The 26,486-nt window shown below is 65.0% G+C and carries 21 protein-coding genes and 2 pseudogenes; 18 read left to right on the forward strand and 5 right to left on the reverse strand.

The window, feature by feature from the left end; translation table 11 throughout:
* Positions 1-53: 53 nt before the first annotated feature.
* Both AC3G7M_RS04310 and AC3G7M_RS04315 read left to right on the forward strand, forming a co-directional pair.
* Positions 54-500 (forward strand): annotated as a pseudogene (locus AC3G7M_RS04310) (methylated-DNA--[protein]-cysteine S-methyltransferase); the annotation flags it as partial.
* 107 nt (positions 501-607) lie between these two features.
* Positions 608-1,579: a quinone oxidoreductase family protein gene (locus AC3G7M_RS04315; RefSeq protein WP_489214481.1), complete on the forward strand. Its 972-nt coding sequence runs from the start codon at positions 608-610 to the stop codon at positions 1,577-1,579.
* A 37-nt stretch (positions 1,580-1,616) separates the two neighbouring features.
* Here the strand turns inward: AC3G7M_RS04315 and grxC are convergent, their stop codons facing one another.
* The 3 genes from grxC to AC3G7M_RS04330 form a co-directional block, all read right to left on the reverse strand.
* Entirely contained in the window at positions 1,617-1,871 is a 255-nt protein-coding gene (grxC, locus tag AC3G7M_RS04320; protein ID WP_489214482.1) for a glutaredoxin 3, read from the reverse strand.
* A gap of 12 nt (positions 1,872-1,883) precedes the next feature.
* On the reverse strand, positions 1,884-2,663 hold the full coding sequence (locus AC3G7M_RS04325) for a ComF family protein (protein ID WP_489214483.1): 780 nt from the start codon (positions 2,661-2,663) through the stop codon (positions 1,884-1,886).
* 171 nt (positions 2,664-2,834) lie between these two features.
* Positions 2,835-5,465 carry an MMPL family transporter gene (locus AC3G7M_RS04330; RefSeq protein WP_489214484.1) on the reverse strand — a complete coding sequence of 877 codons (2,631 nt, stop codon included), beginning with the start codon at positions 5,463-5,465 and terminating at the stop codon, positions 2,835-2,837.
* A gap of 356 nt (positions 5,466-5,821) precedes the next feature.
* Between AC3G7M_RS04330 and AC3G7M_RS04335 the strand changes: the two genes are divergently transcribed.
* Entirely contained in the window at positions 5,822-6,721 is a 900-nt protein-coding gene (locus tag AC3G7M_RS04335; RefSeq protein ID WP_489214485.1) for a 3-hydroxybutyryl-CoA dehydrogenase, read from the forward strand.
* A 12-nt stretch (positions 6,722-6,733) separates the two neighbouring features.
* On the opposite strand, the gene AC3G7M_RS04340 is transcribed toward AC3G7M_RS04335, so the two are convergent.
* Positions 6,734-7,150: a hypothetical protein gene (locus AC3G7M_RS04340; RefSeq protein WP_489216139.1), complete on the reverse strand. Its 417-nt coding sequence runs from the start codon at positions 7,148-7,150 to the stop codon at positions 6,734-6,736.
* 93 nt (positions 7,151-7,243) lie between these two features.
* Positions 7,244-7,303 (reverse strand): annotated as a pseudogene (locus tag AC3G7M_RS04345) (hypothetical protein); the annotation flags it as partial.
* A gap of 213 nt (positions 7,304-7,516) precedes the next feature.
* Between AC3G7M_RS04345 and ftsE the strand changes: the two are divergent.
* The 15 genes from ftsE (at position 7,517) to rpoC (ending at position 26,152) form a co-directional block, all read left to right on the forward strand.
* Positions 7,517-8,188 (forward strand): cell division ATP-binding protein FtsE, encoded by a 672-nt coding sequence (gene ftsE, locus AC3G7M_RS04350; protein ID WP_489214486.1) that lies wholly within the window; start codon positions 7,517-7,519, stop codon positions 8,186-8,188.
* Positions 8,181-9,197, forward strand: coding sequence for a cell division protein FtsX (locus tag AC3G7M_RS04355; protein ID WP_489214487.1), 1,017 nt, complete (start codon positions 8,181-8,183; stop codon positions 9,195-9,197). The genes ftsE and AC3G7M_RS04355 overlap by 8 nt, the downstream gene beginning before the upstream one ends.
* Positions 9,176-9,871, forward strand: coding sequence for a YdcF family protein (locus tag AC3G7M_RS04360; RefSeq protein WP_489214488.1), 696 nt, complete (start codon positions 9,176-9,178; stop codon positions 9,869-9,871). Before AC3G7M_RS04355 ends, AC3G7M_RS04360 begins: the two co-directional genes overlap by 22 nt.
* Entirely contained in the window at positions 9,868-10,650 is a 783-nt protein-coding gene (locus AC3G7M_RS04365; protein ID WP_489214489.1) for a lysophospholipid acyltransferase family protein, read from the forward strand. Before AC3G7M_RS04360 ends, AC3G7M_RS04365 begins: the two co-directional genes overlap by 4 nt.
* 195 nt (positions 10,651-10,845) lie before the next feature.
* Positions 10,846-11,223 (forward strand): HPr kinase/phosphorylase, encoded by a 378-nt coding sequence (locus AC3G7M_RS04370; RefSeq protein ID WP_489214490.1) that lies wholly within the window; start codon positions 10,846-10,848, stop codon positions 11,221-11,223.
* On the forward strand, positions 11,220-12,119 hold the full coding sequence (gene rapZ / locus AC3G7M_RS04375; protein WP_489214491.1) for an RNase adapter RapZ: 900 nt from the start codon (positions 11,220-11,222) through the stop codon (positions 12,117-12,119). Before AC3G7M_RS04370 ends, rapZ begins: the two co-directional genes overlap by 4 nt.
* Before the next feature lie 36 nt (positions 12,120-12,155).
* Positions 12,156-12,572 (forward strand): PTS sugar transporter subunit IIA, encoded by a 417-nt coding sequence (locus AC3G7M_RS04380; RefSeq protein WP_489214492.1) that lies wholly within the window; start codon positions 12,156-12,158, stop codon positions 12,570-12,572.
* Entirely contained in the window at positions 12,569-12,892 is a 324-nt protein-coding gene (locus tag AC3G7M_RS04385) for an HPr family phosphocarrier protein (RefSeq protein ID WP_489214493.1), read from the forward strand. Before AC3G7M_RS04380 ends, AC3G7M_RS04385 begins: the two co-directional genes overlap by 4 nt.
* On the forward strand, positions 12,879-14,723 hold the full coding sequence (gene ptsP, locus AC3G7M_RS04390; RefSeq protein ID WP_489214494.1) for a phosphoenolpyruvate--protein phosphotransferase: 1,845 nt from the start codon (positions 12,879-12,881) through the stop codon (positions 14,721-14,723). Before AC3G7M_RS04385 ends, ptsP begins: the two co-directional genes overlap by 14 nt.
* Positions 14,724-14,934: 211 nt before the next feature.
* On the forward strand, positions 14,935-15,369 hold the full coding sequence (rplK, locus tag AC3G7M_RS04395; RefSeq protein WP_489214495.1) for a 50S ribosomal protein L11: 435 nt from the start codon (positions 14,935-14,937) through the stop codon (positions 15,367-15,369).
* A 4-nt stretch (positions 15,370-15,373) separates the two neighbouring features.
* The gene (gene rplA, locus AC3G7M_RS04400; protein ID WP_489214496.1) at positions 15,374-16,078 is read left to right on the forward strand and encodes a 50S ribosomal protein L1; all 705 of its coding nucleotides are present in this window, start codon (positions 15,374-15,376) and stop codon (positions 16,076-16,078) included.
* Positions 16,079-16,384: 306 nt separating this feature from the next.
* Positions 16,385-16,903 carry a 50S ribosomal protein L10 gene (gene rplJ / locus AC3G7M_RS04405; protein WP_489214497.1) on the forward strand — a complete coding sequence of 173 codons (519 nt, stop codon included), beginning with the start codon at positions 16,385-16,387 and terminating at the stop codon, positions 16,901-16,903.
* Positions 16,904-16,994: 91 nt separating this feature from the next.
* A complete protein-coding gene (rplL, locus tag AC3G7M_RS04410) occupies positions 16,995-17,372 on the forward strand; it encodes a 50S ribosomal protein L7/L12 (protein ID WP_489214498.1) in 378 nt (125 codons plus the stop codon).
* A gap of 301 nt (positions 17,373-17,673) precedes the next feature.
* The gene (gene rpoB / locus AC3G7M_RS04415; protein WP_489214499.1) at positions 17,674-21,855 is read left to right on the forward strand and encodes a DNA-directed RNA polymerase subunit beta; all 4,182 of its coding nucleotides are present in this window, start codon (positions 17,674-17,676) and stop codon (positions 21,853-21,855) included.
* 130 nt (positions 21,856-21,985) lie between these two features.
* On the forward strand, positions 21,986-26,152 hold the full coding sequence (rpoC, locus tag AC3G7M_RS04420) for a DNA-directed RNA polymerase subunit beta' (protein ID WP_489214500.1): 4,167 nt from the start codon (positions 21,986-21,988) through the stop codon (positions 26,150-26,152).
* Positions 26,153-26,486: the final 334 nt, after the last annotated feature.

Genomic DNA, 26,486 nt, shown 5'->3' on the forward strand with positions numbered 1-26,486 from the left:
CATTTGACCGCCCCGGCGTTTGCCATGCGGCGTCACCTTGTTCAGGCGCCGCCTTGCCGCAGCTTTCTTTGCATACCCCCATCGGCCCCATCACTGTCTCCGCGGAGCAGGAGGTGATCGTCGCGCTTGACTGGGGCTGGGGACGCGATCAGGCGCCGACGCCGGTCCTGACCGCTGCCCGCAACTGGCTGCAGGATTATTTCGACCACCGGATCAGGCCGATGACCTTGCCGGTGGACCCTTATGGCACGCCCTATCGCCGCCGCGTTTGGTCGGTGATCATGCAGATCGCACCGGGCGAGACCCGCAGCTACGCCCAGGTTGCGGCAGAGGCCGGCGGTGCGGCGCGCTCCATCGGCACCGCCATGGCGCATAATCCGATCCCCATCCTCATTCCCTGCCATCGCGTGGTGGGCTCCGGTGCCCGCGGCCGCTTTGTGATCGGCGGCTATAGCGGCGGCGAGGGGGTCGCGACCAAGCGCTTCCTGCTCGCGCTGGAAACCCATGCCGCTGCCGACGCGGCGGCTACGACCACTGGCCGGATTGCGCTTTCGCCCTCGGACGCGCATGCGGTGGCAGACGATCGCCCGCAACAGAGGATCACGCGATGAGCCATGCTATCCGGGTGCATGCCACGGGCGGCCCCGAGGTCCTCGCCTGGGAACAGGTGCCGACGCCCGAACCGGGACCGGGGCAGGTGCTGATCCATCATGCCGCGATCGGCGTGAATTTCATCGATCTCTATTTTCGCAGCGGCCTCTACAAGACCCCCATGCCGATGACCCCAGGCATGGAAGCCTCCGGCACCGTGCTGCGGGTCGGCACCGGCGTCACCGATTTCGCCGAGGGCGACCGCGTCGCCTATGTCTCCATGCCGCTCGGTGCCTATGCCGAAAAGCGGGTCATGCCGGCCGATCGGCTGGTGAAACTGCCCGAGGCTTTCAGCTTCGATACCGCCGCCGGCATGATGATGCGGGGCCTCACCGCGCAATTCCTGCTGCATCGGACCTATAAGGTGAGCCCGGGCGAGACCATCCTGATCTATGCCGCCGCAGGCGGCGTCGGGCTGGTTATGTGCCAATGGGCCAAGCATCTGGGTGCGACCGTCATCGGTGTCGTCTCCAGCGACGATAAAGCGGCCATCGCCCGTGCCCATGGCGCCGATCACGTCATTCTCGGCCATGAGGATATCCCCGCCCGCGTCCGCGACATCACGCATGGCGCCATGGTGCCTGTGGTCTATGACAGCGTCGGACGCGACACCTTCGCGGCCAGTCTCGATTGCCTCGCGCCCTTGGGCATGATGGTGAGCTTCGGCAATGCCTCGGGCGCGGTGCCGCCGGTCGATATCATGCAGCTCGCTGCCAAAGGCAGTCTCTTCCTGACCCGGCCGAGTCTGGTGACCTATACCGCCAAGCGTCCCGCCCTGCTGGCAGCGACCGAGGATCTGTTCGACGTCGTCCGCCGCGGCCTGGTCAAGATCGAAGTCGACCAGAGCTTCGCGCTACGCGACGCGGCCGAGGCCCATCGGGCGCTGGAAGCCCGCAAGACCACCGGCAGCACCATTCTGCACCCCTAGAGCGGTTCCGCCGCGGGGCGCTTTTGACCTCGCGCAATCAGGCGGCGAGCAGCGGATCAAGACCGCCCTGACGGTCCAGCGCCACCAGATCGTCGCAGCCGCCGATATGCTTCCCGTCGATGAAGATCTGCGGCACCGACGTGCGGCCGGTACGGCTGCGGGATTCGCTGCGTGCGGGCGAACCCTGCGGCGCGTCGATTTCCTTGTAGGTGACGCCCTTGCTGTCGAGCAGCGCCTTGGCGCGGGCGCAATAGGGGCAGTAGGGCTGGGTATAGATTTCAATCGCGGCCATGGTCATCTCCATTCATCGGAGCGATGATTTGCCGTCCGCGCCCGCCTCCGCAAGGGCATGGCCGCCTTGCAGCGCGCCGTTCTGGCGCGGATCAGGCACGCGCGCGGCGACCAGCACGTCAACCTGCGCGGCGCCCCCGGCCAGCAGCGCGCGGGCGCAGGCCGAGAGCGTGGCGCCCGAGGTCATCACATCATCGACCAGAAGGAGTGTCCGGCCCTCAAGACGCCGCTCTGCGCGGCCGCGCAGCGTGAAGGCGCCGCTGACTTCCCGTGCCCGGGCGGCAGCCGACAGCGTGCCCAGCGGCGCGGTCGCCCGTGCCCGCGTCAGCGCATCCACCGCACAGGGCTTGCCGGCCCGCTTTGCCAGATCGAGCGCCAGCAGGGCGGCCTGGTTGTAGCGGCGCGCGGCCAGGCGCCTGCGATGCAGCGGCACCGGCACGAGAATCTCGGCCTCGGCCAGGATCGGGCCGCCGGCGCGCGCCATCAGCAGGCCGAGCAGATCAGCCAGCTCGGTGCGGTCGCCATGTTTGAAGGGCAGGATCAGGCGCTGCGCCGCGTCGTCATACAGGAAGGCCGCGCGCCCGCGCCGGAAGGCCAGTGGCCGCGCGATGCAGCTCGGGCAGAGCTGCGCAGGCCCCCCCTCGCGCGCCAATGTGAAGGGCAGGCCGCAGCCCTGGCAATAAGGCGCGGTGATGAAGCTCAGCCCGGCGAAACAGGGGGCGCAGAGGCGCTGCTGCCGATGCACCGGCACGCCGCAGGAGGGGCAGCGCGGCGGCATCAGCCCGTCCAGCACGACGCCACCAGCCTGCCGTAGCCCCAGGCGCAAACCTTGCCGGAGATCGTCGAACCTAGCCCACATGAGTGGACTATATATTTTGATATCGCATCGAATCCAGGGGAAATGACAAGCGCCCCGCAGGTAATCCCGCGGAGCGCTGCCATAGCCGCAAGCGGTTTCGCTTGATCAGGTCACGTCTTCGCTCACCGCCTCGCGCCGGGGCGTCGGTGCCGCGCCCTGGGGCGCGGGTACCAGATAGAGCAGTGCGGGCTCGAAGATGAAGGTCGCGATCAAAGTGCAGGCCAGGCTCAGCAGCAGCAGCAGGCCCATGCTCGCCGTGCCCGGATGGTGGGAGAAGGCGAGGGAGCCGAAGGCCGTGCCGGTGGTGAGCGCCGAGAACAGGATCGCCCGCGCGGTGGCCGAGGCCAGGAAGCTGCGCTCACCCGCGCGCCAGTTCATGACGAAATAGAGGTTAAAGGAAACGCCCACCCCCTGCAGCAGCGGCAGGGCGATGATATTGGCGAAGTTCAGCGGCAACGGCAGCAGCACGATCACCAGGACCGTGATGAGCGAGGACAGCACCAGGGGCGCCATGATCAGCGCCACATGCAGCGGGCGGCGCAGGAACAGGAACAGGATGGCGGCGATGGCGATCAAGGCCAGCACGGCCGCTTCCCGGAAGGCGCCGATGATGGTGCGGGCACTCGCAATGACGGTAACGGCAGAGCCGCCGGCATTGGGGGCGACCGCCGTCACCTGGTTCACGAAGGCGCGCAGCCCGGTGCTGTTCATGGCGCTGACCTTGGGCAGAACCTGAATGCGGGCCTGACCGTCCGGCGTCAGCCAGTCCACCGTCAGTTCATGCGGCAGGGTGGCGAGCGTGACTGGATGGGCCGAGAGCGAGGTCTGCAGCGTCGCGAGCTGCATGGGCAAAAATTCGGTCAGCGCCTGATTGGCCGCCATCAGCTGGGCATCGCTTTCGGTGCTGAGCTTGGTGAGATCGGCGTCGATCGCGAGCAGCGGGCTGCCGTCCGGCAGTTTGGGCTTGGCGGCATTGATGGCCCGCTGCGTCGCCCCGATGGCGATCCTGATGTCGCCGGGCGTCACCGGTGCCGAGGGGCCGGGCGAGAGGGTCGGCGCCAGCAGGTCCGCCGTATCGGCGATGGCGTCGAGCTTCGGCTGCTGATCGTCGGGCACGAAGCTCGCGAGCGAGAGCGCGTGATCGACCAGCGGCAGTGTGGCGAGCTTGTCGGCCAGCGTCGCGGCCGCCGCCGGCGAGGGCGCCAGCACGTCGATGCTGTAGGGATTGGTGATGGGGTTGCTCTGCAGGCTGCGCAGAGTCTGCATCGCCTCCGAATGCGGGTCCTGCGTATCCAGCGGGTCACTGTCGAATGCGATCCGCGGGATCAGGATGAGGCCGATGATGCCGAGCACGGCGAAGACGGCGACCACCGGACGCCGCCTTTGCCAGAGCATCATGTCGAGGGGGGCCAGGCTGGTGAAGCCGATCTCGCCATGCTCTGCCGGCAGGCGGAACAGCGTGATCAGTGCCGGCAGGAAGGTGATGGTGCAGGCGAAGGCGATGAGCATGCCGACGCCGGCGATCAGCCCCAGCTCGGCGACGCCCGCGAAACTGGTCGGCACGAAGGCGAAGAAGCCGGCGGCGATGGCGACGGCCGCAAGCAGCACGGAATTACCGGCCTTGCGCAGCGTCTGCTCGAGCGCGACCTCGGCGCTGGGCGAGAGGCGCCGCTCATCGCGGTAGCGGACCGCGATCTGGATCGCGAAATCGACCGCCAGACCCACGAAGAGCACGGCGAAAGCGACTGAAATGAGGTTCAGCGTGCCGATCGCGACGGCGGCGAAGAGGGTCGTCATCAGCAGGCCCAGGACCAGGGTCAGCAGGATCGCTATAATATAGCGGACACGCCTCACCGCGAGCACCAGCCACAGGATGATGAGGCCGACCGAGATCACCGTATCGGTGACAATTCCCTGGGTCAGAGAGGCGAATTGCTGGTCCGCCAGCGCGATCTGACCGGTGATGCGGAAGGTGGCGCGGCCATTCGCGACGGTCGGGACATGGGCCGCGATCGCCTGCAGCGCGTCGGTCGCCACGGCACCCGGTTCGATCGCGCCGTAATCCTGGACGGGCTGGAGCAGCACGAAACGCTCGGCTCCGGCGCGGTCGCTGAGCGAGCCGCCGAGCAGCTTCTGCCAGGAGACGGGTTCGGGATGGCCGTCGGCCGCGGCTTTCAGGCCGCGGTCAAAACCGTCCAGCGCGCTCGTATAGCCGGTGAGGTCAACCTGTCCCTGAGCGGCGCCCTGGCCGATGAGGCCGATCGCCGTCAGCAGGCCGCGCATGGAGGGATCGGCCGCCAGCTGGCCGATGAAGGGCTGGGCCTGCACCAGGCTGTTGAGCAGCTTCTGCAAATCCGTCTGATTGAGGAAGAGCAGGCCCTCGGTCTTGTAGAAGTCGAGATTGTCGGGCCGGCGAACGGTGCGGAAATGCGCGCGGTCGGCGCTCGCTGCCTGGGCAATGGCATTGGCCGTCTGGTCGGCTTCCTCCGGCGTCTTGGCCGTGATGACGCCGACCAGCAGATCGTTGAACTGCGGGAAAGACTGGTTCAGCGCCGTCTGGGCCTGGCGCCAGGGCAGTTTGGGCGAAAACAGGTCATCCGTATTGGTATCGACGGCGAGATGGCGGGGCGTATAGAACACGCTCCCCAGCGCCAGAATGATACCCGCCAAAACCACCCATACGGCGTGACGGCTGCTTAGGCGCGCAATGGCCGCCAGCTTTGTCTGAACCCACATCGAGCCTTGTCTGTCCTTATTCAAAAGAGCGGCGCCTCCGTGCAATCCGGGCCGCCGCGCGCGGCTGTGCCGGTCGCGCCATGCCGAGATTGCATGCAGCTCCTTGCTTTAGTCGCACAGGATCGCCGCCCTGATCGCTTACCGGATAGTCCCGGCGCGGTGAAGCATGTTGCGCGGCTGCACCTGCGCTCCGCGCCGCGGGCAGGGCGCCGCGACCGTCCTGCGCCATCACAATACCGGGAGTGGCAGCGCCGCGTGCCGGTTGGCAGCACCGCGAAAGCGCCCGATACTCTGTCCGAAGCCAAGCGGCGGCCGCCGCCGGTTCCCGCATCGCCGCGGATCACAGGAGAGACGGCATGACAGCCGAGGGCAGCAGCACGGTTGCGATCCAGACGCTCGGGATCATCGGGGCGGGACAGATGGGCAATGGCATCGCCCATGTCGCGGCGCTGAGCGGGCTCGATGTGGTTCTGACCGATCTCAGCGCCGAGGCGCTGACCCGGGCGCTGGCCACGATCGGTCGCAATCTGGACCGTCAGGTGGAGAAGGGCGCGGTGACCGCGGCTGATCGGAACGCGGCGCTGGCGCGGATCACCACCGCAGACCAGACGAGCGCGCTGGGCGCCTGCGATATCGTCATCGAAGCGGCGACCGAGCGGGAGGCGGTCAAGATCGCCATCCTGAAGGATCTGGTGCCGCATCTGAAGGCCGGGGCGATCATCGCGACCAATACCTCTTCGATCAGTATCACCCGCCTGGCGGCCGTGACGGACCGGCCGCATCGCGTCATCGGCATGCATTTCATGAATCCGGTGCCGGTGATGAAGTTGGTCGAGATCATCCGGGGCATCGCGACGGATGACGCGACCTTCGCCGCCGTGCAGGCGCTGGCCGAGCGCATGGGCAAGACCACGGCGATTGCCGCGGATTATCCGGCCTTCATCGTCAACCGCATTCTGATCCCGATGATCAACGAGGCGGCCTATGCGCTGATGGAAGGGGTCGGATCTGTGATCTCGATCGATACCGCCATGAAGCTCGGTACCAATCAGCCCATGGGCCCGCTGGAACTCGCCGATTTCATCGGTTTGGACACCTGTCTCGCGATCATGCGCGTGCTGCATGAGGGCATGGGCGACAGCAAATACCGCCCCTGTCCGCTATTGGTGACCTATGTCGAAGCCGGCTGGCTCGGCCGCAAGGCCAAGCGTGGCTTCTACGACTATCGCGGCGAGACGCCGCATCCCACGCGCTGATCGCGGTGTCCGTCAAAGACCGACGGACGCGTAGATGCTGCCCAGCGCCGGCACGGCATCGATCAGCTGCGGTTTGAACAGAATGGCCCCGATGACGAGGACGATGACGATCAGAATGACCGGCCAAAGGCCGCGCCCGCGCCCGCCGCTGCGGGTCATGGGCGCCGGGTGACGCTCAGTCTCTCCGAAGGACAGTTCGTGGGACAGCCGCCGCTCTTCCGCGTCGGGCATTTCGATATCCGCGGCTTCGGCCGGAATGTCGCCGAGCAGTGCGCGGGTGGAGGCGGCGGCCGGTTCCACCCGCAAAACGGGCGCAGGCCGGACCGCCAGCGTATCGGCAAGACGCTCGGTATCCGCCGGCAGCAGGGTGGCGGTGACGGGCTCTGCCTCGGGCAGGGGCGCGGGCGACGGCACCGCGGGCGCGGGCATTGGCACGGGCGCGCGGACGTCGCCCGGGCTCGCAGGGCCGACCACGGTCCATTGATAGCCGCAGCGATTGCACCGTACCTCGCGCGGTTGCGGTCCGAATAGGCTATCCGGCGCTTCGTAGGCGGCGGAACACTCACGACACACCAGTCGCATCTGCGGCTTTACCCTTGTGTTGGATTGAACCAACCCATTGTTTAGGCGCGGATTGTGGCCAAGAGCGGCGCCGCGTGCAATCCTCTGCCTGAACCTCGCACAGCGCACCCGAAACTAAATTTGCATGCTTTGGAAGAAAATGGCCGTTTTGCCCGCAAGACAGACTGGCTGCGGCCGGGTTTCGTCGCATGCGCTTTTCTCTGATGGCCTGCCATGATCCGTCTTGAACAGGTCAGCCTGCGCTACGGTGCCGGACGTGCAGCCCAGGCTGAGGTGCTGCATGATCTGAGCTTTCATGTGCCGGAGGGTGGTTTCCGCTGGCTGACGGGTCCCTCCGGCGCCGGCAAGACCAGCCTGATGCGCATGATCTATCTGGCTGTGCGGCCCTCGCGCGGGCGGATGTTCATCCAGGGCACCGATATCGGCCGGGCCGAACGCCGCCAGCTGCCGCGGCTGCGCCGGCGCATCGGCGTCGTCTTTCAGGATTTCCGGCTGCTGCCGCATTTGACGGCCTTCGACAATGTCGCGCTGCCGCTGCGCATCGCCGGCCGGCCTGAGGGCCAGATCCGCGCCGATGTCATGGAGATGCTGCGCTGGGTAGGCCTGGCCGCGAAGATCGACTCTCACCCATATGAGCTGTCGGGCGGCGAGCAGCAGCGCGTCGCCATCGCGCGGGCCGTGATCAGCCGGCCGGCCATGCTGCTGGCCGACGAGCCGACCGGGAATCTGGACGACGCCCAGGCCGAGCGGCTGATGCAGCTTTTCCAGGAACTCAACCGCCTGGGCACCACGGCGATCGTCGCCACTCATAACGAATCGCTGATGGCGCGCTATCCGGCGCGCCTGCTGCGTCTTGAAGCCGGGCATCTCGTGCAAGATGAGTGACTATCCCCGTGAGCCGCTGGGCGGCGCCCGACCCCCGCTGCCGCCACGCCAGGCGCCGCCCCGCAGCCCGCCGCGGCGCCGCGGCCAGTCGGCCACGCGCCTGCGCCCGGTGGGTTTCGACGATCTCGGCCTCAAACGCGCGCTGTCGGATCGGCTGCTGCCTTTTCTGGTCGCGGCAATGGCTTTCCTGGCGGCGCTGGCGCTGGCCGGCGCGCTGGCGACCGCCATGCTCGCCCAGCACTGGCAGCAGGGTGCGGAGGCGGAGCTGACCGTTCAGGTGCCAACGCCCAATGACCCTGGCGTCAGCGGTCATGGCTCGCGCCTCGCAGCGGTGATGACCGTTCTGCAATCCGAACCCGGAGTCCTGACCGCCAGGCCGATGAGCAGCGACGATCTCGCGGCCCTCCTCAAGCCCTGGCTGGGTGACGCGGGCTCGACGCTGGCTTTGCCGCTGCCGGCGGTGATTGCGGTGGAACTGGCACCCGGCAGCGTCCTGCCCGATGATCTTGCGGCCAAGCTGACGGCCGCCGCGCCCGACACTGCGCTGGAAAGCGCCGATGTCTGGGCGGCACGCCTGTCGGCTCTGGCACGCAGCCTGCAGGCCTGTGCGGCCGTGATGCTGCTGCTGGTGGTGGGCGTGGCCGTGGCGGTGGTGGCGGTCGCGACCCGTGCCGGCCTTGCGGCACGGCGCGACTCGATTGAAATCGTGCATGGGCTGGGCGCGACCGACGCCTATATCGCCGGCCGGTTTGCCCGCCGGGCGATGCGCCTGGCGGCGGCGGGTGGCGCCGGCGGCGCCATCGCGGCGCTGCCCGTGCTGCTCTGGCTCGCCTATCTCGCCGCGCCCTTCGCGCAGAGCAGCAGCACGCCCGATGTCACGCAGACACCCCTCATCGCGCTACCCTTGCCACTATGGATCGTGCTGCCCGCTTTGCCGCTGGCTGCCGCCGCGATTGGCTATGTCACCGCCGAGGGCACGGTTCGCCGATGGCTCAGACGCCTGCCGTAAAGCCGGTCCGCCGCCGCGGCACGGCGCGGCAGAAATCGGAGGCGGCGCGCAAGAAATCCGGCCGCCTGCCGCCGCGGCGGATCGGGGCGCGGCTGGCGGCGCTTGCCGTGATGCTGACGCTGATCGCCTGGTGCGGCGGCTTCCTGTGGTTTCTGCTCAATACCTATGCGCCCTCGGTGCCGCCGGCCCGCGCGGACGGCATCGTCGTGCTGACAGGCGGCGAGGACAGGCTGGCGACCGCCTTTCAGATGCTGAACGAGGGGCGGGCCGACCAGCTGCTGGTCTCAGGCGTGCCGCAGACCGTCTCTCTGCGTGACATGGAGCGGTCGGCGCATCTGGCCCGGCCGCCGGCGGCCTCTCAGATCACGCTCGGCCATCAGGCCCAGACGACGGTCGGCAATGCCGATGAGACGTCCGGCTGGGTGGAGGCGCACCATATCCGCACGCTGATCGTGGTCACGGCCGGCTATCACATGCCGCGCGCGCTGCTGGAACTGTCCCGCGCCATGCCGGCGGTGATGCTCTATCCCATGCGCGTGCAGCCGACCGCGATTTACGACGGCTTCCGCCCGCATGTTTGGCGGCTGCTGATCTCAGAATACACCAAATGGCTTCTGGCCGAGCTGCGCTTCGCCCGGCTCGCGAGCTTCCTCCGAGGGATACACGACGCATGACGCGCCTTTGGCTGATGGCCAGGTCCTTGCTGTTCAATATCGGCTTCGTGGCTGCAACCACGGTCTACAGCCTGTGGGGCTATGTCTATCTGATGACCGGACGGGAGAAGCAGCTCATCCACCTGGGCCGGGCCTGGGCGATGGTCATCATCCGTCTGCTGCGCCTGTGCTGCGGCATCCGCGTGCGGGTCTCCGGGATCGAGCATCTGACCTTCGACGGTCCGGCGCTGATCGCCTCCATCCATCAATCGGCCTTCGATACGGCGGTCTGGATGCTGATGCCCAAGCCCGCCTATGTCCTGAAGCAGGAATTGCTGAAAGTGCCGGTCTTCGGGCGGCTGATGAAGCCCGCCGGCATGATTGCGGTGGACCGCCGTGCGGGCGCGCGCGCCATCCGCGATCTGATCCGCGACGGTCAGGAAGCAGCGGCCGACGGCCGCCAGGTGGTGATTTTTCCCCAGGGCACGCGCGCCGGACCCGGCGAGCCCCGCGTCATTCAGCCCGGGGTCGCGGCTCTGGCGGGGGCCATGGGCGTGCCGGTGATCCCGGTCGCCACCAATTCGGGGGCACATTGGGGGCGCAATGCTTTCCTGAAACGCCCTGGCACCATCGACATCGTCATCGGTGCGCCGCTGCCCGCCAATCTGAAGCGGGCGGAGCTGGTCTCCGCCCTCGAAGAGGCCTGGACGGCGCTTGAGGCGCGAATCCACACCCCTGTGGATAAGACTGTGTATGAGCCGATCTCAGCCTTCGCTTCACGCGCGAAGGATTTTCCGTAAGTCATGAATATATCTTGATTCTTATTGTCCCCACTCTCTGCAAGGCACAGGCTTGGAGTCTTGGGGATTAACTTGGGATAAGCCTGCACCGTCCGTCTTGATTACGATTGCCGCTTTCCCCCACCCCAGTCTTGCCGCATTGTGACGGGGATGCTGATGCATGCGAGCTGTGCCGCGCGAGATGGATTGGGGATTTTGCTGACCGGGTCACCGGGTTGTGGCAAATCCGATCTGCTTCTGCGCCTGCTGGACCGGGGCTTCGCCCTGGTGGCCGATGATCAGGTGGCGATCGGGGAGGACGGCATGGCCCGTGCGCCGGCAAGCCTGGCGGGACTGATCGAAATCCGCGGCCTTGGCATCATGCGCTTTCCCTTTATCGCCGCGGCGCGGCCGGTCCTCGTCGCCCAACTGGGCAAAGACATCGCGCGTCTGCCGTCCCCCCGGCGGGACCCGGTGCTGGACCTGCCTGCGATTGCGATCGACCCAAGGCCTGCGACGGCCGCCCAGGTGGCAGTACTCGCCTTCGAGACCGTCACGGGCCGCGCCATCCAACATGCGGGCGCTTTCGTATGACGGTGCCGGCCGCCCAGAGGCGTATCGTTCTGGTGACGGGCCTCTCCGGCGCCGGCAAATCCTCCATTCTCCACACGCTGGAGGATCTGGGCTACGAGACGGTGGATAATCCTCCCTTCTCCCTGCTCGACGACCTGCTGTCGCGCACGGACCGCGCCTTGGCCATCGGCATCGACGCCCGCACCCGTGGCTTCGCGGCCGCCGCCGTGCTGGCAGCGATCGACCGCATGAAGAGCGAAACCGTCGTCACGCCGGAACTGGTCTTCGCGACCGCCGAGGATGCCGTGTTGCTGCGCCGCTATACCGAAACCCGGCGCCGCCATCCGCTTGCACCCCAGGGTCAGGTGCGGGACGGCATTGCCGCCGAACATGCTCTGATCGATGAATTGCGCTCTGCCGCGGACCTTGTCCTCGATACCTCTACTTTGCCGCTACCAGTATTGCGGCAAACGATTGGCCAGCGTTTCGGTCTCAGCGGTGCCGAAGGTCTGTCGCTGACGTTGATTTCTTTCGCTTATCGTTCTGGATTGCCGCCGGAAGCCGATCTGGTCTTCGACGCCCGCTTCCTGCGCAATCCTCACTATGACCAGACGCTGAGGCCGCGCACTGGATTGGATGCCGAAGTTTGCGCATATGTTGCCCAAGATCCGGATTGCGCTGCCTTCCAGGATATCATCCGATCGATGGTCTTGCTTTTGCTGCCGCGTTTCGTGCAGGAAGGTAAAAAATACGTGACCGTCGCTATCGGATGTTCTGGCGGACGCCATCGCTCCGTTTTTCTGATCGAAACATTGGCTAAGCGTTTACAGGAAGCGGGTTGGCAACCAATGGTTGTGCATCGTGAGCTTGATCGATCCGAACGTGATAAGGCGATCACGGGTTCGGCAGCTGCATGAATACGCTTCTGGCCATGGGAGGCCGCTGAACTCATTATGATCGGTCTAGTGCTCGTTACTCACGGCCATCTCGCCGAAGAGTTGCGATCGGCAATGGAGCATGTCGTCGGCCCGCAATGCGGGGTGGAGACGGTGTGCATCGGACCCGATGACAATATGGAAGATCGGCGGCGCGACATTCAGCGCTCGATCGACCGTGTCGATAGCGGGGATGGCGTGGTGCTGCTGACCGATATGTTCGGCGGCACGCCCAGCAACCTTGCCATTTCGCTGATGGATTCCCGTGCGGTGGAGGTGATCGCCGGCGTCAATCTGCCGATGCTGGTCAAGCTCGCCAAGGTTCGCGGCCAGCAGTCGCTGGAAAGTGCGGTGACCTGTGCCCAGGAGGCCGGCCGCAAATATATTGCCTGCGCCTCTCAGGTTCTGCAGGGCGTGCGCGGAAGCTGCGGGTGACCCGGCAGGCGCGATGGTTCAGCCCCGCTGACGCGTCGGGCGGCGGTTCGGTTCTGTCCCGCCATATCCTGATCGTCAACAAGCGCGGCCTGCATGCGCGCGCCGCCGCCAAGCTGGTGACGATGGCCGAGGAGTTCGGCGCCGATATCAATCTCGCCAAGGACGGCCAGACGGTCTCGGCGCGGTCGATCATGGGGTTGATGATGCTGGGTGCCGGCATCGGGTCGAAAGTGACCGTCATGGCCGATGGCTGGGACGCCAAAGAAGCGCTCGATGCGGTGACCGCCCTGATCGAAGCCGGCTTCCATGAGGAAGACTGAGCAGAAGCCTGTGCCTAAGCCGCGCGCCGCCCGAGAGGCGGCAGGTGCGACGCCTGCGCCCCCGGCCGAGCGGCAATTTACTGGCCTGCCGATTGTTCCTGGCATTGCCGTGGGTCCGGCTTTTCTTTTTGAAGATCAGACGCCCGTGCTGACGGCCGCGACCATCCCCGCGGATGCCGTCGAGGCCGAGCTTGAGCGTTTCGACGGCGCGGTCAAGAAATCCCGCCGCCAGCTCGCCAAGCTGCGCAGCCAGCTTGCCATGCTGCCGGCCGAAGGCCAGGCCGAACTGGGGCCGCTGCTCGATGCCTATATGCAGATGATCGGGCCGTCGCGCCTGCTGCGCGGCGTGCGAAAACGCATCGAAAGCCTGCTCGCCGCCGAAACCGCGGTGCATGAGGAGGTCGAAGCCCTGGTCGCGACCGTTCTGGCTTTGCCGGATCGCGACCGGGCCGGTCTGCGCCGCCGTGCCGAGGAGATCCGGGAAATCGGTCGGCGGCTGTTCCGCAATTTGACTGAAACGCCGTTTCAAAGCTTCGCCAAGCTCGCGCAGGGCACCGTCCTCGTCATCGACAATCTGCGGCCGGCGGATGCGGCGCTGCTCAGCCCCGCGCGCCTTGCCGGCGTGGTGACGGAGGAGGGCGGCACGGACGGTCATACCGCGGTCATGCTGCGAGCCCTGGGGATTCCTGCGATACTGGGCGCCGCCGGCGTCACCGAGTCGATCCATAGCGGCATGCTGCTGGTGCTGGACGGCGCGGCCGGCACGGTGACGGTCCATCCTGGCGCCGCCACGATGGCGGCCGCCAAGCGGTCTTCGGCCAATTTCGCGCGGGAGCGGCAGAAGCTGGCACAGCTGCGCCGCCTGCCGGCCGAGACCACCGATGGGCAGGCGGTGGAACTTCTCGCCAATCTGGAAGTGCCGCTGGAACTGCCCTTGATCGCTCAGGCCGGGGTCGAGGGGATCGGGCTGTTCCGCAGCGAATTCATGTTCATGAATCGGGCCGATCTACCTGACGAGGATGAGCAGACCGAGGTCTACAGCGCCGCCGTGGAGGCCATGGAAGGCGATCCGGTGACCATCCGGGTGCTCGACTGGGGCGGCGAGAAAGAAATCGAGGCGCTGCAGAATGGCGGGTTCACCGCCGATATTTCCAGCATCAATCCGGCCCTCGGCTTGCGCGGCATTCGCATGCTGCTGCGCAACCCCGAACTGCTGGAGACGCAGCTGGCGGCCATTTTGCGGGCCGGCACCAAGGGGCCGGTAAGTATCCTGCTGCCCATGGTCACCGCGATCGATGAGGTGCGGGCCACGCGCGAGATATTGCACAAGGTGGTGCGCCGCCTGAAACGCCGGGGCGAGGAGCTGCCGCCCCGGATGCCGCCGCTCGGCATCATGATCGAAACGCCGGTCGCCGCGCTCTCCGCCGATGCCCTGGCGCTGGAGGCCGATTTTTTCGCCATCGGCACCAATGACCTGACGATGTACGCGATGGCGGCCGATCGCGGCGATGTCGAGGTCGCGAAGCTGTATGATCCGCTGAACCCCGGCCTTCTGCGACTCGTGCAGTTCACGGTCGAGGCGAGTCTGCGTCTGCGCAAGCCGGTCTCGGTCTGCGGCGAGATGGCCGCCAACCCCAAGCTCACGCCGCTGCTGCTGGGCCTTGGCCTGCGCGCGCTGAGCATGAATGCGAGTGCGGTGCCCAAGGTGAAGCTGGTCGTGCGCAGCGTGTCCATTGCCGATTGCGCGCGCCTGGCGCGGCGTGTCATGGAGCAGACTGAGCCGGCCGCGATCCGCGCCCTGGTCGAGGATTTCGCGGAGAAGATGGCCTGACACAGGCGCGGGACGCGGCGCGCTGTCTGCTGCGGGTCTGATCTGCGTCCTGGTCAGCATGGCTGGTCGGCGAGACTGCTTTAGTCGCATCGCTGGACTCTGGCCGGCCGTTCCTATATTCCGCCCCCCTCTATCGGAACGCGGGAGAGGACGGGAAACCGCCCTCGGATGAACCGCGGTCCTTGTTCGCGTTTAAACAGGAACGAGGGTTATGGCGAAAAAAATCGTCGGCTACGTTAAGCTGCAGATTCCGGCCGGCAAGGCCAATCCGTCTCCGCCGGTGGGCCCCGCCCTCGGCCAGCGCGGCCTGAACATTATGGCATTCTGCAAAGAGTTCAACGCCGTCACGCAGGGCATGGAACCCGGCATGCCGGTGCCGGTCGTGATCACTGCCTATGCTGACCGCACCTTCACCTTCATCACCAAGACCCCGCCGAACACCTATTTCCTGATGAAGGCTGCGAATATCAAGAAGGGCGCCGTGACCACGGGCAAGGGCGCCACCGTCGGCAAGGTGACGATGTCCCAGCTGCGTGACATCGCTGCGACGAAGATGATCCACATGAACGCCAATGACGTTGAAGGCGCCGTGCGCATGCTGGCAGGGTCTGCCCGCTCCATGGGCCTCTCGGTGGTGGAGGGCTGATCCGATGGCCAAGAACAAGCGCCTGGCGGCTGGTTACGCCACGTTCGACCGTAACAAGGTCTATCCGCTGACCGAAGCCATCAAGCTGGTCAAGGGCAATGCCCGCGCCAAGTTTGACGAGACGGTCGAATTCTCGATGAATCTCGGCATCGACCCGCGCCATGCTGACCAGATGGTCCGTGGCCTGATCAGCCTGCCGAACGGCACCGGCAAGACGCTGCGCGTTGGCGTCTTTGCCCGCGGCCCGAAGGCCGAGGAAGCGCTGGCAGCCGGCGCCGACGTGGTTGGCGCTGAAGACCTGGCCGAAAAGGTCCAGGCCGGCGAGATCGCCTTCGACCGCTGCATCGCGACCCCGGACATGATGGCCCTCGTCGGTCGTCTGGGTAAGATCCTTGGTCCGCGTGGCCTGATGCCGAATCCCAAGCTCGGCACCGTGACCATGGACGTGAAGGGCGCCGTTTCCGCCGCCAAGGCCGGTCAGGTTGAGTTCCGCGCCGAAAAGGCCGGTATCATCCATGCCGGTATCGGCAAGGCGAGCTTCGATGAGGACAAGCTCATCGAAAATATTTGCGCGCTGGCAGACGCGGTGAGCAAGGCCAAGCCGACAGGGGCCAAGGGCACCTATCTGCAGAAGGCCGCGCTGAGTTCCTCGCAGGGCCCCGGCATCCGCGTCGATGTCGCCACCCTGCTGGCCTCGGCCGCGCAGTAAGTTTTTGAATTCGTACCGCGGCTTCGGCCGCGGGACGCGCAGGAGGGGGGGACCCCTCCGAACCTGTCCGAGACCAGACGCGAGCCGACACGGGTCGGTGCTTAAACGGCCAGCAGGCCGGCGGTTGGAAGACGGGAGAAGCCAGTGATGATGCGGCGCACCTCCATGAGGTATGCCGACTGAACTTTGGCGGTTCCGGCTTTAAGGACAGGCGAACCGAGCGTTTAGGGCGTGCGAACGCCTTTGACGCTCATGGGAAACCCGGCGGCGACCGATCGTGTCGCGGCCAAGGTGGCGGAGTTGAACGTGGACCGTACGGAGAAGCGGGAGTTTGTCGCTTCGCTCGCGTCTGTGTTCGCAGAGACGTCCATGGTGGTTGTCACCCGTAATAACGGGCTGACGGTTGCCGATGTGACCGATCTGCGTCGCAAGATGCGGGCCGAAGGGGTGAGCTTCAAGGTAGCTAAGAACCGTCTGGCCAACCTCGCCCTGGAAGGTACCCAATTCGACGGCATTAAGCCGATGCTTAAGGGCCCGACCGCGCTTGCGTGGTCCAAGGACCCTGTGGCGGCGGCAAGGGTTGCTGTTGAGTTCGCCAAGACTAACGAGAAGTTCGTCGTTGTCGGCGGTGCCCTTGGCACCCAGACGCTTGATGCGTCTGGTGTGAAGGCCCTCGCCGAATTGCCGTCGCTCGACACACTGCGTGCAAGGTTCCTGGGGCTGCTCAATACCCCGGCTACTCGCATCGCAGCCGTGGTCCAGGCGCCGGCCGGCAACCTCGCGCGGGTCTTTGGTGCCTATGCCAGGAAGGACGAGGCGGCCTGACTTCAGGGCGTGCCTGACTTTCATGGATGTGTGCCGGGGCAGTCCCGGCTTGCATTGAACCGATCAAAGTTATTATAATAGGATTTTGACAATGGCTGACCTTTCCCGTCTGGTGGAAGAGCTTTCGGGCCTTACCGTTCTGGAAGCTGCTGAGCTTTCCAAGCTTCTCGAAGAGAAGTGGGGCGTTTCCGCTGCTGCCCCGGTTGCCGTCGCCGCTGCTGCCGGTCCGGCCGCCGCCGCTGCCCCGGTCGAAGAGCAGACCGAATTCACTGTCATCCTGGCCAAGGCCGGTGACAAGAAGATCAACGTTATTAAGGAAGTCCGCACCATCACCGGTCTCGGCCTGAAGGAAGCGAAGGACCTCGTTGAGGGCGCTCCGAAGCCGGTCAAGGAAGGCGTGAACAAGGACGAAGCCGAGAAGATCAAGAAGCTTCTCGAGGAGAATGGCGCTTCTGTCGAGATCAAGTGATCTTGACCATCCTGGGCCCCCGGGCCCGGGATGGGATTTACGAGCCGGGAACGGGGTGGCGATCAGCTTGATCTCCACCCTTTCCTTGGTTGCGGGATAGGGTTGTCGTCTCTGTGACGACCGACTGGCGGCAAAGTTTGTAGAACAGATCCGGCCGATTGGCGGCTCTGGGGCTGAGTTCCGCGACCTTCAGGGGCGCGGAGCGGGATGGACTGGTTGGCCGCGTGCGCGGGGCCGACCATACTGGGACCGGCCGGCATGGTTTCGGCGCGGTGGTACAATCGAGGGCTAAGGGCAAGCGATGAACGCTATTTCAGGTGGCTCGAACCAATCCTTCACCGGGCGGAAGCGCATTCGCAAGAGCTTCGGACGCATCCCGGAAGTGGCGCCGATGCCAAACCTGATCGATGTGCAGCGGGCCAGCTACGAGGCCTTCCTGCAGATGAACGTGGCGCCCGACAGCCGGACGCAGACGGGTCTGCAAGAGGTCTTCAAGTCCGTCTTCCCGATCGACGATTTCGCCGGCCGCGGCCGGCTCGAGTTTGTCTATTATGAGCTTGAAGAGCCGAAATACGACGTCGAGGAATGCATCCAGCGCGGTATGACCTTCGCCGCGCCGCTGAAGGTCGTTCTCCGTCTCATCGTCTGGGACGTGGATGAGGATACCGGCGCCCGCTCGATCCGCGACATCAAGGAACAGCCGGTCTATATGGGCGATCTGCCGCTCATGACCGATAACGGCACCTTCGTGATCAACGGCACCGAGCGCGTCATCGTCAGCCAGATGCACCGCAGCCCCGGCGTGTTCTTCGATCACGACAAGGGCAAGACGCATTCCAGCGGCAAGTTCCTGTTCACTGCGCGCGTCATTCCCTATCGCGGCTCCTGGCTCGATTTTGAATTCGACAGCAAGGACCTCGTCTACGTCCGTATCGACCGCAAGCGTAAGCTGCCGGTGACGACGCTGCTCTATGCGCTCGACAGTCTTGAGACCGAGAAGCTGCGCGAAACCCGCGCGGCCAAAGGCGAGACCATCGATATCGGTGAAATCCGCGGCATGGACCCGGAAGAGATCCTGCGCAGCTTCTATGGCCAGGTGGTCTACAGCCACACCGCCAAGGGCTGGGCGCGTCCTTTCGAGCCCGACGCCTTCCGCGGCATGAAGCTGTTCGAGAATCTGGTCGACGCCGAGACCGGTGAAATCGTCGCCAAGCCCGACGAGAAGATGACCGCGCGCCTGACGCGCCGCATTGCCGAGAAGACCAAGACCGTGCTGTCGACCCGCCTCGACATGATCGGGCGCTTCATCGCGGTCGATATCGTCAATGAGAATACGGGTGAGATCTTCATCGAAGCCGGTGAGGAACTGACCGATGCCCGCCTGACGGCGCTGGAAGAGGCCGGCATTACCGAACTGCCGACGCTCGCCATCGACCAGGCCAAGGGTCCGTGGATTCGCAATACCCTGGCCGTCGATAAGAACAGCAACCGTGACGATGCGCTGATCGACATCTATCGCGTCATGCGCCCCGGCGAGCCGCCGACCAGCGAAACGGCGGAAGCGCTGTTCCGTGGCCTGTTCTTTGACATGGACCGCTACGACCTTTCGGCCGTCGGCCGCGTCAAGATGAACATGCGCCTGGGCGTTCATGCCGAGGACACGGTCCGCGTGCTGCGCAAGGAAGATATCCTGCGCACCGTGCAGATCCTGACCGAGCTGAAGGACGGCCGCGGTTCCATCGACGACATCGACAATCTTGGCAATCGCCGCGTGCGCTCGGTGGGCGAGCTGATGGAGAATCAGTATCGCGTCGGCCTGCTGCGCATGGAGCGGGCGATCCGCGAGCGCATGGGCTCGGTCGATATCGACACCGTCATGCCGCATGACCTGATCAATGCGAAGCCGGCCGCGGCCGCGGTGCGGGAGTTCTTCGGCTCCTCGCAGCTCAGCCAGTTCATGGATCAGACCAACCCGCTGTCGGAAGTCACCCATAAGCGCCGTCTCTCCGCGCTTGGGCCGGGCGGTCTGACACGTGAGCGCGCGGGCTTTGAAGTCCGCGACGTGCATCCGACGCATTACGGTCGCATCTGTCCGATTGAGACGCCGGAAGGCCCGAATATCGGTCTGATCAACAGCCTGGCGACCTATGCCAAGGTCAACAAATACGGCTTCATCGAGACGCCCTATCGCCTGGTCGAGAATGGCGAAGTGAAGGACGGCTGGAAGTATCTCTCCGCCATGGAAGAAGAGAAGCTGGTCGTGGCGCAGGCGGATGTGCCGCTCGACGGCAACCGCTTCTCGGAGGAGCTGGTCTCGGTCCGTCATCAGGGTGATTTCCGCCTGGTGCCGCCGGATCAGGTGACGGCCGTTGACGTCTCGCCGCGCCAGCTGGTCTCGGTCGCGGCCGCGCTCATTCCGTTCCTTGAGAACGATGACGCGAACCGCGCGCTGATGGGCTCCAACATGCAGCGTCAGGCGGTGCCGCTGATCCGCGCCGATGCGCCGCTGGTCGGCACCGGCATGGAAGCTGCGGTCGCGCGGGATTCGGGTGCGACCATCGTCGCGCGCCGCGCCGGCGTCATCGACCAGATCGACGGTGCCCGCATCGTGGTGCGTGCTTCCTCCAGCGAGGCCGGCACCGGTGGCGTGGACATCTACCGTTTGCGCAAGTTCATGCGCTCCAACCAGTCGACCTGCATCAACCAGCGCCCGCTGGTCCGCGTGGGCGACCGCGTGCAGGCCGGCGACATCATCGCTGACGGCCCGTCGACGGAGCTGGGCGAATTGGCGCTGGGCCGCAACGTCCTCGTCGCCTTCATGCCCTGGAATGGCTACAACTTTGAAGATTCCATCCTCATTTCCGAGCGCATCGCGCGGGATGACGTCTTCACCTCGATCCATCTCGAGGAATTCGAGGTCATGGCCCGCGACACCAAGCTCGGCCAGGAAGAAATCACCCGCGACATTCCGAATGTGGGTGAAGAAGCGCTGCGCAATCTCGACGAAGCCGGCATCGTCTATGTCGGCGCCGACGTGCATCCGGGCGATATCCTGGTCGGCAAGGTGACGCCGAAGGGCGAAAGCCCGATGACCCCGGAAGAAAAGCTGCTGCGCGCCATCTTCGGCGAAAAGGCGTCCGACGTCCGCGATACCTCGCTGCGTCTGCCGCCGGGCGTCTCCGGCACCATCGTCGATGTCCGCGTGTTCAGCCGCCGTGGCGTGGACAAGGATGAGCGTTCGATGGCGATCGAGCGTGCCGAGATCGAGCGCCTGGCCAAGGATCGCGACGACGAAAAGGCCATTCAGGAGCGGTCCTTCCTGAACCGTCTGAAGGAGCAGCTTCTGGGCCAGAAGGCCTCGGGCGGCTTCAAGGGCATCAAGACCGGCACCGAAATCACCGAGGAAGTTCTGGCCGAACATCCGCGTGGCACGATGCGCCATATGGGCGTGCAGGACGATGCGGTGATGGCCGAGATCGAGCTGATCAAGCGCGAGTTTGATGCGTCGGTGGTTCGTCTGCAGCAGCGGTTCGAGAACAAGGTCGACAAGCTGCAGCGCGGCGACGAGCTGCTTCCCGGCGTCATGAAGATGGTCAAGGTCTTCGTGGCCGTGAAGCGCAAGCTGCAGCCGGGCGACAAGATGGCCGGCCGTCACGGCAACAAGGGTGTGGTCTCCCGCGTGACGCCGATCGAGGACATGCCGTTCCTCGAAGACGGCACGCATGTCGATATCGTGCTCAACCCGCTCGGCGTGCCGAGCCGCATGAATGTCGGTCAGATTCTCGAAACCCATCTGGGCTGGGCCTGTGCGGCCCTTGGCCGTGAGGTCGGCGAGCTGGTCGAAGACTATCGTCGCACCGGCCACCAGCTGGAAGTGCTGCAGGAAAAGCTGCGCGACATCTATGGCGAGACGGTCTACCGCGACACCATCGCCGGCATGTCTCCGGGTGAGCTGATCGAACTCGGCACCAACCTGAAGAAGGGCATTCCCATCGCGACGCCGGTTTTCGATGGCGCCCGCATGGCGGATATCGAAGGCATGCTGACCAAGGCCGGTCTCAACACCTCCGGCCAGGTGACGCTGACCGACGGCCGGACCGGTGAGCCCTTCGAGCGCAAGGTGACGGTGGGCTATATCTACATGCTGAAGCTGCACCACTTGGTCGACGACAAGATCCATGCGCGTTCGATCGGGCCGTACAGCCTCGTTACCCAGCAGCCGCTGGGCGGCAAGGCGCAGTTCGGTGGCCAGCGCTTCGGTGAAATGGAAGTCTGGGCGCTTGAGGCTTACGGCGCCGCCTATACGTTGCAGGAAATGCTGACAGTGAAGTCCGATGACGTGTCGGGCCGCACCAAGGTCTACGAAGCGATCGTGCGCGAGCAGGATAATTTCGAGGCCGGTATTCCCGAAAGCTTCAACGTGCTGGTGAAGGAGCTGAAGTCCCTTGGTCTGAACGTGGACCTGGACAATCAGCCGGCGTGACCGGACGGCGCGGAGCGGGGCTTGCCCCGCCTCCGGCCTGACGGTGTGAGACGAAGACAACGCGTTCGATAATCCCTGATCCCGTCGCGGCCTCGGCCAAAGCGGGGAAGGGTTTGAAGGTGAAGCCCGCATGAACGAGCTTATGAAAATCCTGGGTCAAACCGGTCAGCCGATGACCTTTGACCAGATCCAGATCAAGATCGCCTCGCCCGAGCAGGTGCGTAGCTGGTCCTACGGTGAGATCAAGAAGCCGGAGACCATCAACTACCGCACCTTCAAGCCTGAGCGCGACGGGCTGTTCTGTGCCCGCATCTTCGGGCCGATCAAGGACTATGAGTGCCTGTGCGGCAAGTACAAGCGCATGAAGTTCCGCGGCATCATCTGCGAGAAGTGTGGCGTTGAAGTCACCCTCGCGAAGGTGCGGCGTGAGCGCATGGGCCATATCGAGCTGGCCTCGCCGGTCGCCCATATCTGGTTCCTGAAGTCGCTGCCGTCGCGCATCGGCCTGATGGTCGATACGACCCTGAAGGATCTGGAGAAGGTTCTCTATTTCGAGAACTACATCGTGCTCGAGCCCGGCCTGACCGATCTGAAGCTGCATCAGCTTCTGACCGAGGATCAGCTTTTCTCGAAGCAGGATGAGTTCGGCGAAGACGGTTTCCGCGCCGGCATCGGCGCCGAGGCGATCAAGCATATCCTGTCGAATATCGATCTCGACGCCGAAAAGACCCGCATGCGCGTGGAGCTGAAGGCGACGACGAGCGAAGCCAAGCGCAAGAAGCTGGTCAAGCGCCTGAAGCTGGTCGAGGCTTTCGCCGAATCCGGCTCCCAGCCGAGCTGGATGATTCTGGACGTCGTCCCGGTTATTCCGCCCGAGCTGCGCCCGCTGGTGCCGCTGGACGGTGGCCGTTTCGCGACCTCCGATCTGAACGACCTCTACCGTCGTGTCATCAATCGCAACAACCGCCTCAAGCGGCTGATCGAGCTGCGCGCGCCGGACATCATCGTGCGCAACGAGAAGCGCATGCTGCAGGAATCGGTCGATGCCCTGTTCGACAACGGCCGTCGCGGCCGCGCCATCACGGGTGCCAACAAGCGTCCGCTGAAGTCGCTGTCCGACATGCTGAAGGGCAAGCAGGGTCGCTTCCGTCAGAACCTGCTCGGCAAGCGCGTCGACTATTCCGGTCGTTCGGTCATCGTCGTGGGGCCTGAGCTGAAGCTGCACCAGTGTGGCCTGCCGAAGAAGATGGCGCTGGAGCTGTTCAAGCCCTTCATCTACGCGAAGCTCGAGAAATACGGCCACGCCACCACCATCAAGGCGGCGAAGCGCATGGTCGAGAAGGAGCGTCCCGAGGTTTGGGACATCCTGGAAGAGGTCATCCGCGAGCATCCCGTGATGCTCAACCGCGCGCCGACGCTGCATCGCCTGGGCATCCAGGCTTTCGAGCCCGTGCTCATCGAAGGCAAGGCAATCCAGCTGCATCCGCTGGTCTGCACCGCCTTCAACGCGGATTTCGACGGCGACCAGATGGCGGTCCATGTGCCGCTCTCGATCGAGGCGCAGCTTGAAGCCCGCGTGCTGATGATGTCGACCAACAACATCCTGAGCCCCGCGAACGGCAAGCCGATCATCGTGCCGAGCCAGGATATCGTCCTCGGCCTTTACTACCTCTCGCTGGAAACGCCGGAATTCCGCGCGACCGAAGAGCGTGACTCGCCTGCGTTCGGCACCATCGGCGAGCTGGAGCATGCCCTGGCCGCCAAGCGCATCAAGATGCACGACAAGATCCGTGCGCGCATGCAGGTGATGGAAGCGAATGGCGAAGTCGTTCGCAAGATCATCGTCACCACGCCGGGCCGTATGCTTATCGGTCAGATCCTGCCGCTGCATCCGAACGTGCCCTTCGCGCTGCTCAACAAGCAGCTGACGAAGAAGAACGTCTCGGACGTCATCGATGCCGTCTACCGTCACTGCGGCCAGAAGGAATGCGTGATCTTCGCGGATCGCCTGATGGGCCTCGGCTTCTCCAACGCGGCCAAGGCCGGCCTGTCCTTCGGCAAGGATGATCTGATCATCCCGGCTGAGAAGGGCGAGCTGATCGGCAAGACCCAGGGCGAGGTCAAGGAATTCGAGCAGCAGTATCAGGACGGTCTGATCACCGCCGGCGAGCGCTACAACAAGGTCGTCGATGCCTGGTCACGCTGCACGGACGCCGTTGCCGCCGCGATGATGAAGGAGATTTCCAAGCAGGAAATCGGCACGCCGACCAACTCGGTCTGGATGATGAGCCATTCCGGTGCGCGTGGGTCGCCTGCCCAGATGCGTCAGCTCGCGGGTATGCGCGGCCTGATGGCCAAGCCCTCGGGCGAGATCATCGAGCAGCCGATCATCGCGAACTTCAAGGAAGGCCTCTCGGTTCTCGAATACTTCAACTCCACCCACGGTGCCCGTAAGGGTCTCGCGGATACGGCGCTGAAGACCGCGAACTCGGGTTACCTCACCCGCCGTCTGGTGGACGTGGCGCAGGACAGCATCATCGTTCAGGAAGACTGCGGCACCGAGAAGGGCCTCACGGTTCGCGCCGTCATGGATGGCGGTGAAGTTGTCTCCTCGCTCTCCGAGCGCATCCTGGGCCGCACCACGGCCGAGGACATCATCGATCCGGCCTCGGGCAAGGTTCTGTTCAAGAACAATGTCCTGATCGAGGAAGCGGAAGCCGAGATGATCGAAAAGGCCGGTGTCGAGGCGGTGAAGATCCGCTCGGTGCTGACCTGCGAGGCGCCGGTCGGCTGCTGCGGCCATTGCTATGGCCGTGACCTGGCCCGCGGCACGCCCGTCAATGCCGGTGAGGCGGTCGGCGTCATTGCCGCCCAGTCCATCGGCGAGCCTGGCACGCAGCTGACGATGCGCACCTTCCATATCGGTGGCGCAGCGCAGCGTGGTGCCGAGCAGTCGAGCGTGGAAGCGAGCCATGACGGCACCGTCGTGATCCGCAACCGCAACGTGGTTGTGAACTCCTCCGGCGTTCCCGTCGTCATGAGCCGTAACTGCGAAATCGTGCTGGCGGACGCGAATGGCCGCGAGCGCGCGCGCTTCCGCGTGCCCTACGGCGCGCGCCTGCTGACCGATGACAACCAGACGGTGTCGCGCACGCAGAAACTGGCCGAGTGGGACCCCTACACCCTGCCGATCATCACCGAGCGTGCGGGCGTCATCGAGTTCGCCGATGTGATGGAGGGTGTCACCCTCGTCGAACGGATGGACGAAGTGACGGGCCTCACCTCCAAGGTCATCGTCGACTACAAGCAGGCGACCAAGGCCGTCGATCTGCGTCCCCGCCTTCTGCTGAAGGATACCAAGGGCGACGTGGTGAAGCTGCCCAATGGTGCGGAAGCCCGCTACTTCCTGTCGCCGGACTCGATCCTCTCGATCGAGAATGGCGCGACCGTGCAGGCCGGTGACGTCGTCGCGCGTATTCCGCGCGAAGGCAGCAAGACCCGTGACATCACCGGCGGTCTGCCGCGTGTGGCGGAACTCTTCGAGGCACGCCGTCCGAAGGATCACGCGATCATCGCCGAAATCGATGGCCGCGTGGAATTCGGCAAGGATTACAAGGCGAAGCGCCGCATCATCGTGAAGAACGACGAGACCGGCGAAGAGACCGAGTATCTGGTGCCGAAGGGCAAGCACGTCTCGGTGCAGGAAGGTGACTTCGTGCGCCTGGGCGATCCGCTGGTCGATGGTCCGCGCGTGCCGCATGACATCCTGCGCGTGCTGGGCGTCGAGGCGCTGTCGGATTACCTAGTCAACGAAATCCAGGACGTCTATCGACTCCAGGGCGTGAAGATCAACGACAAGCACATCGAGGTGATCGTTCGCCAGATGCTGCAGAAGGTTGAAATCACCGACCCGGGCGACAGCACCTTCCTGATCGGTGAGCAGGTTGATCGCTCCGAGTTCGATCTCGAGAACGACAAGCGGATGAATGCCGGGGAGCGGGTGGCGATCGCCGAGCCGGTTCTTCAAGGCATCACCAAGGCCAGCTTGCAGACGCATAGCTTCATCAGCGCCGCCTCCTTCCAGGAGACCACGCGCGTGCTGACCGAAGCGGCGACCGCCGGCAAGATGGACCAGCTGCAGGGCCTGAAGGAGAACGTCATCGTGGGACGTCTCATCCCGGCCGGCACTGGCAGCGTCATGAACCGCCTCCGCCAGGTGGCGTCGGGCGAGACCAAGGGCCGCACACTGCGTCGTGAAGTGACGCAGCTGCCGAGCCCCGACGTCGCGGCTGAGTAGCCTGCGGCGACAGAGTGACTGAAGACCGGGCGGGATTTATGCCCGCCCGGTCTCATCATCCCGCGAAGGTTATTCTAGATTTAACCCGGAGCGAGTCGACGGGCAGCGCGAAACGAGGCATTGTCCGCATTCCTGAAACCCGGCAGGACGGTGGCTTGGCACGCAATGCGTGTGGGAACGCCTCTGTCCTACCGAGCCGCACGGATCGTTATAGAGTGGCATCCCTTCACCAGCGCACAGATACCGAGGTCATGGATCGGAGCCACACGGGGGCCGACATATCGGAGACAGGTTCCCGCATTGGGAGCGATCTTCGCGCGGCCCGTGAACGCCT

This window comes from Acidisoma sibiricum, from assembly GCF_057837225.1.

Coding starts and splice junctions, on each gene's coding strand:
- AC3G7M_RS04315 (WP_489214481.1), top strand. CDS start 608: ATGAGCCATGCTATCCGGGTGCATGCCACGGGCGGCCCCGAGGTCCTC.
- grxC (WP_489214482.1), bottom strand. CDS start 1,871: ATGGCCGCGATTGAAATCTATACCCAGCCCTACTGCCCCTATTGCGCC.
- AC3G7M_RS04330 (WP_489214484.1), bottom strand. CDS start 5,465: ATGTGGGTTCAGACAAAGCTGGCGGCCATTGCGCGCCTAAGCAGCCGT.
- AC3G7M_RS04335 (WP_489214485.1), top strand. CDS start 5,822: ATGACAGCCGAGGGCAGCAGCACGGTTGCGATCCAGACGCTCGGGATC.
- AC3G7M_RS04340 (WP_489216139.1), bottom strand. CDS start 7,150: ATGCCCGCGCCCGCGGTGCCGTCGCCCGCGCCCCTGCCCGAGGCAGAG.
- ftsE (WP_489214486.1), top strand. CDS start 7,517: ATGATCCGTCTTGAACAGGTCAGCCTGCGCTACGGTGCCGGACGTGCA.
- AC3G7M_RS04355 (WP_489214487.1), top strand. CDS start 8,181: ATGAGTGACTATCCCCGTGAGCCGCTGGGCGGCGCCCGACCCCCGCTG.
- AC3G7M_RS04360 (WP_489214488.1), top strand. CDS start 9,176: ATGGCTCAGACGCCTGCCGTAAAGCCGGTCCGCCGCCGCGGCACGGCG.
- AC3G7M_RS04365 (WP_489214489.1), top strand. CDS start 9,868: ATGACGCGCCTTTGGCTGATGGCCAGGTCCTTGCTGTTCAATATCGGC.
- rapZ (WP_489214491.1), top strand. CDS start 11,220: ATGACGGTGCCGGCCGCCCAGAGGCGTATCGTTCTGGTGACGGGCCTC.
- AC3G7M_RS04380 (WP_489214492.1), top strand. CDS start 12,156: ATGATCGGTCTAGTGCTCGTTACTCACGGCCATCTCGCCGAAGAGTTG.
- ptsP (WP_489214494.1), top strand. CDS start 12,879: ATGAGGAAGACTGAGCAGAAGCCTGTGCCTAAGCCGCGCGCCGCCCGA.
- rplK (WP_489214495.1), top strand. CDS start 14,935: ATGGCGAAAAAAATCGTCGGCTACGTTAAGCTGCAGATTCCGGCCGGC.
- rplA (WP_489214496.1), top strand. CDS start 15,374: ATGGCCAAGAACAAGCGCCTGGCGGCTGGTTACGCCACGTTCGACCGT.
- rplL (WP_489214498.1), top strand. CDS start 16,995: ATGGCTGACCTTTCCCGTCTGGTGGAAGAGCTTTCGGGCCTTACCGTT.
- rpoB (WP_489214499.1), top strand. CDS start 17,674: ATGAACGCTATTTCAGGTGGCTCGAACCAATCCTTCACCGGGCGGAAG.
- rpoC (WP_489214500.1), top strand. CDS start 21,986: ATGAACGAGCTTATGAAAATCCTGGGTCAAACCGGTCAGCCGATGACC.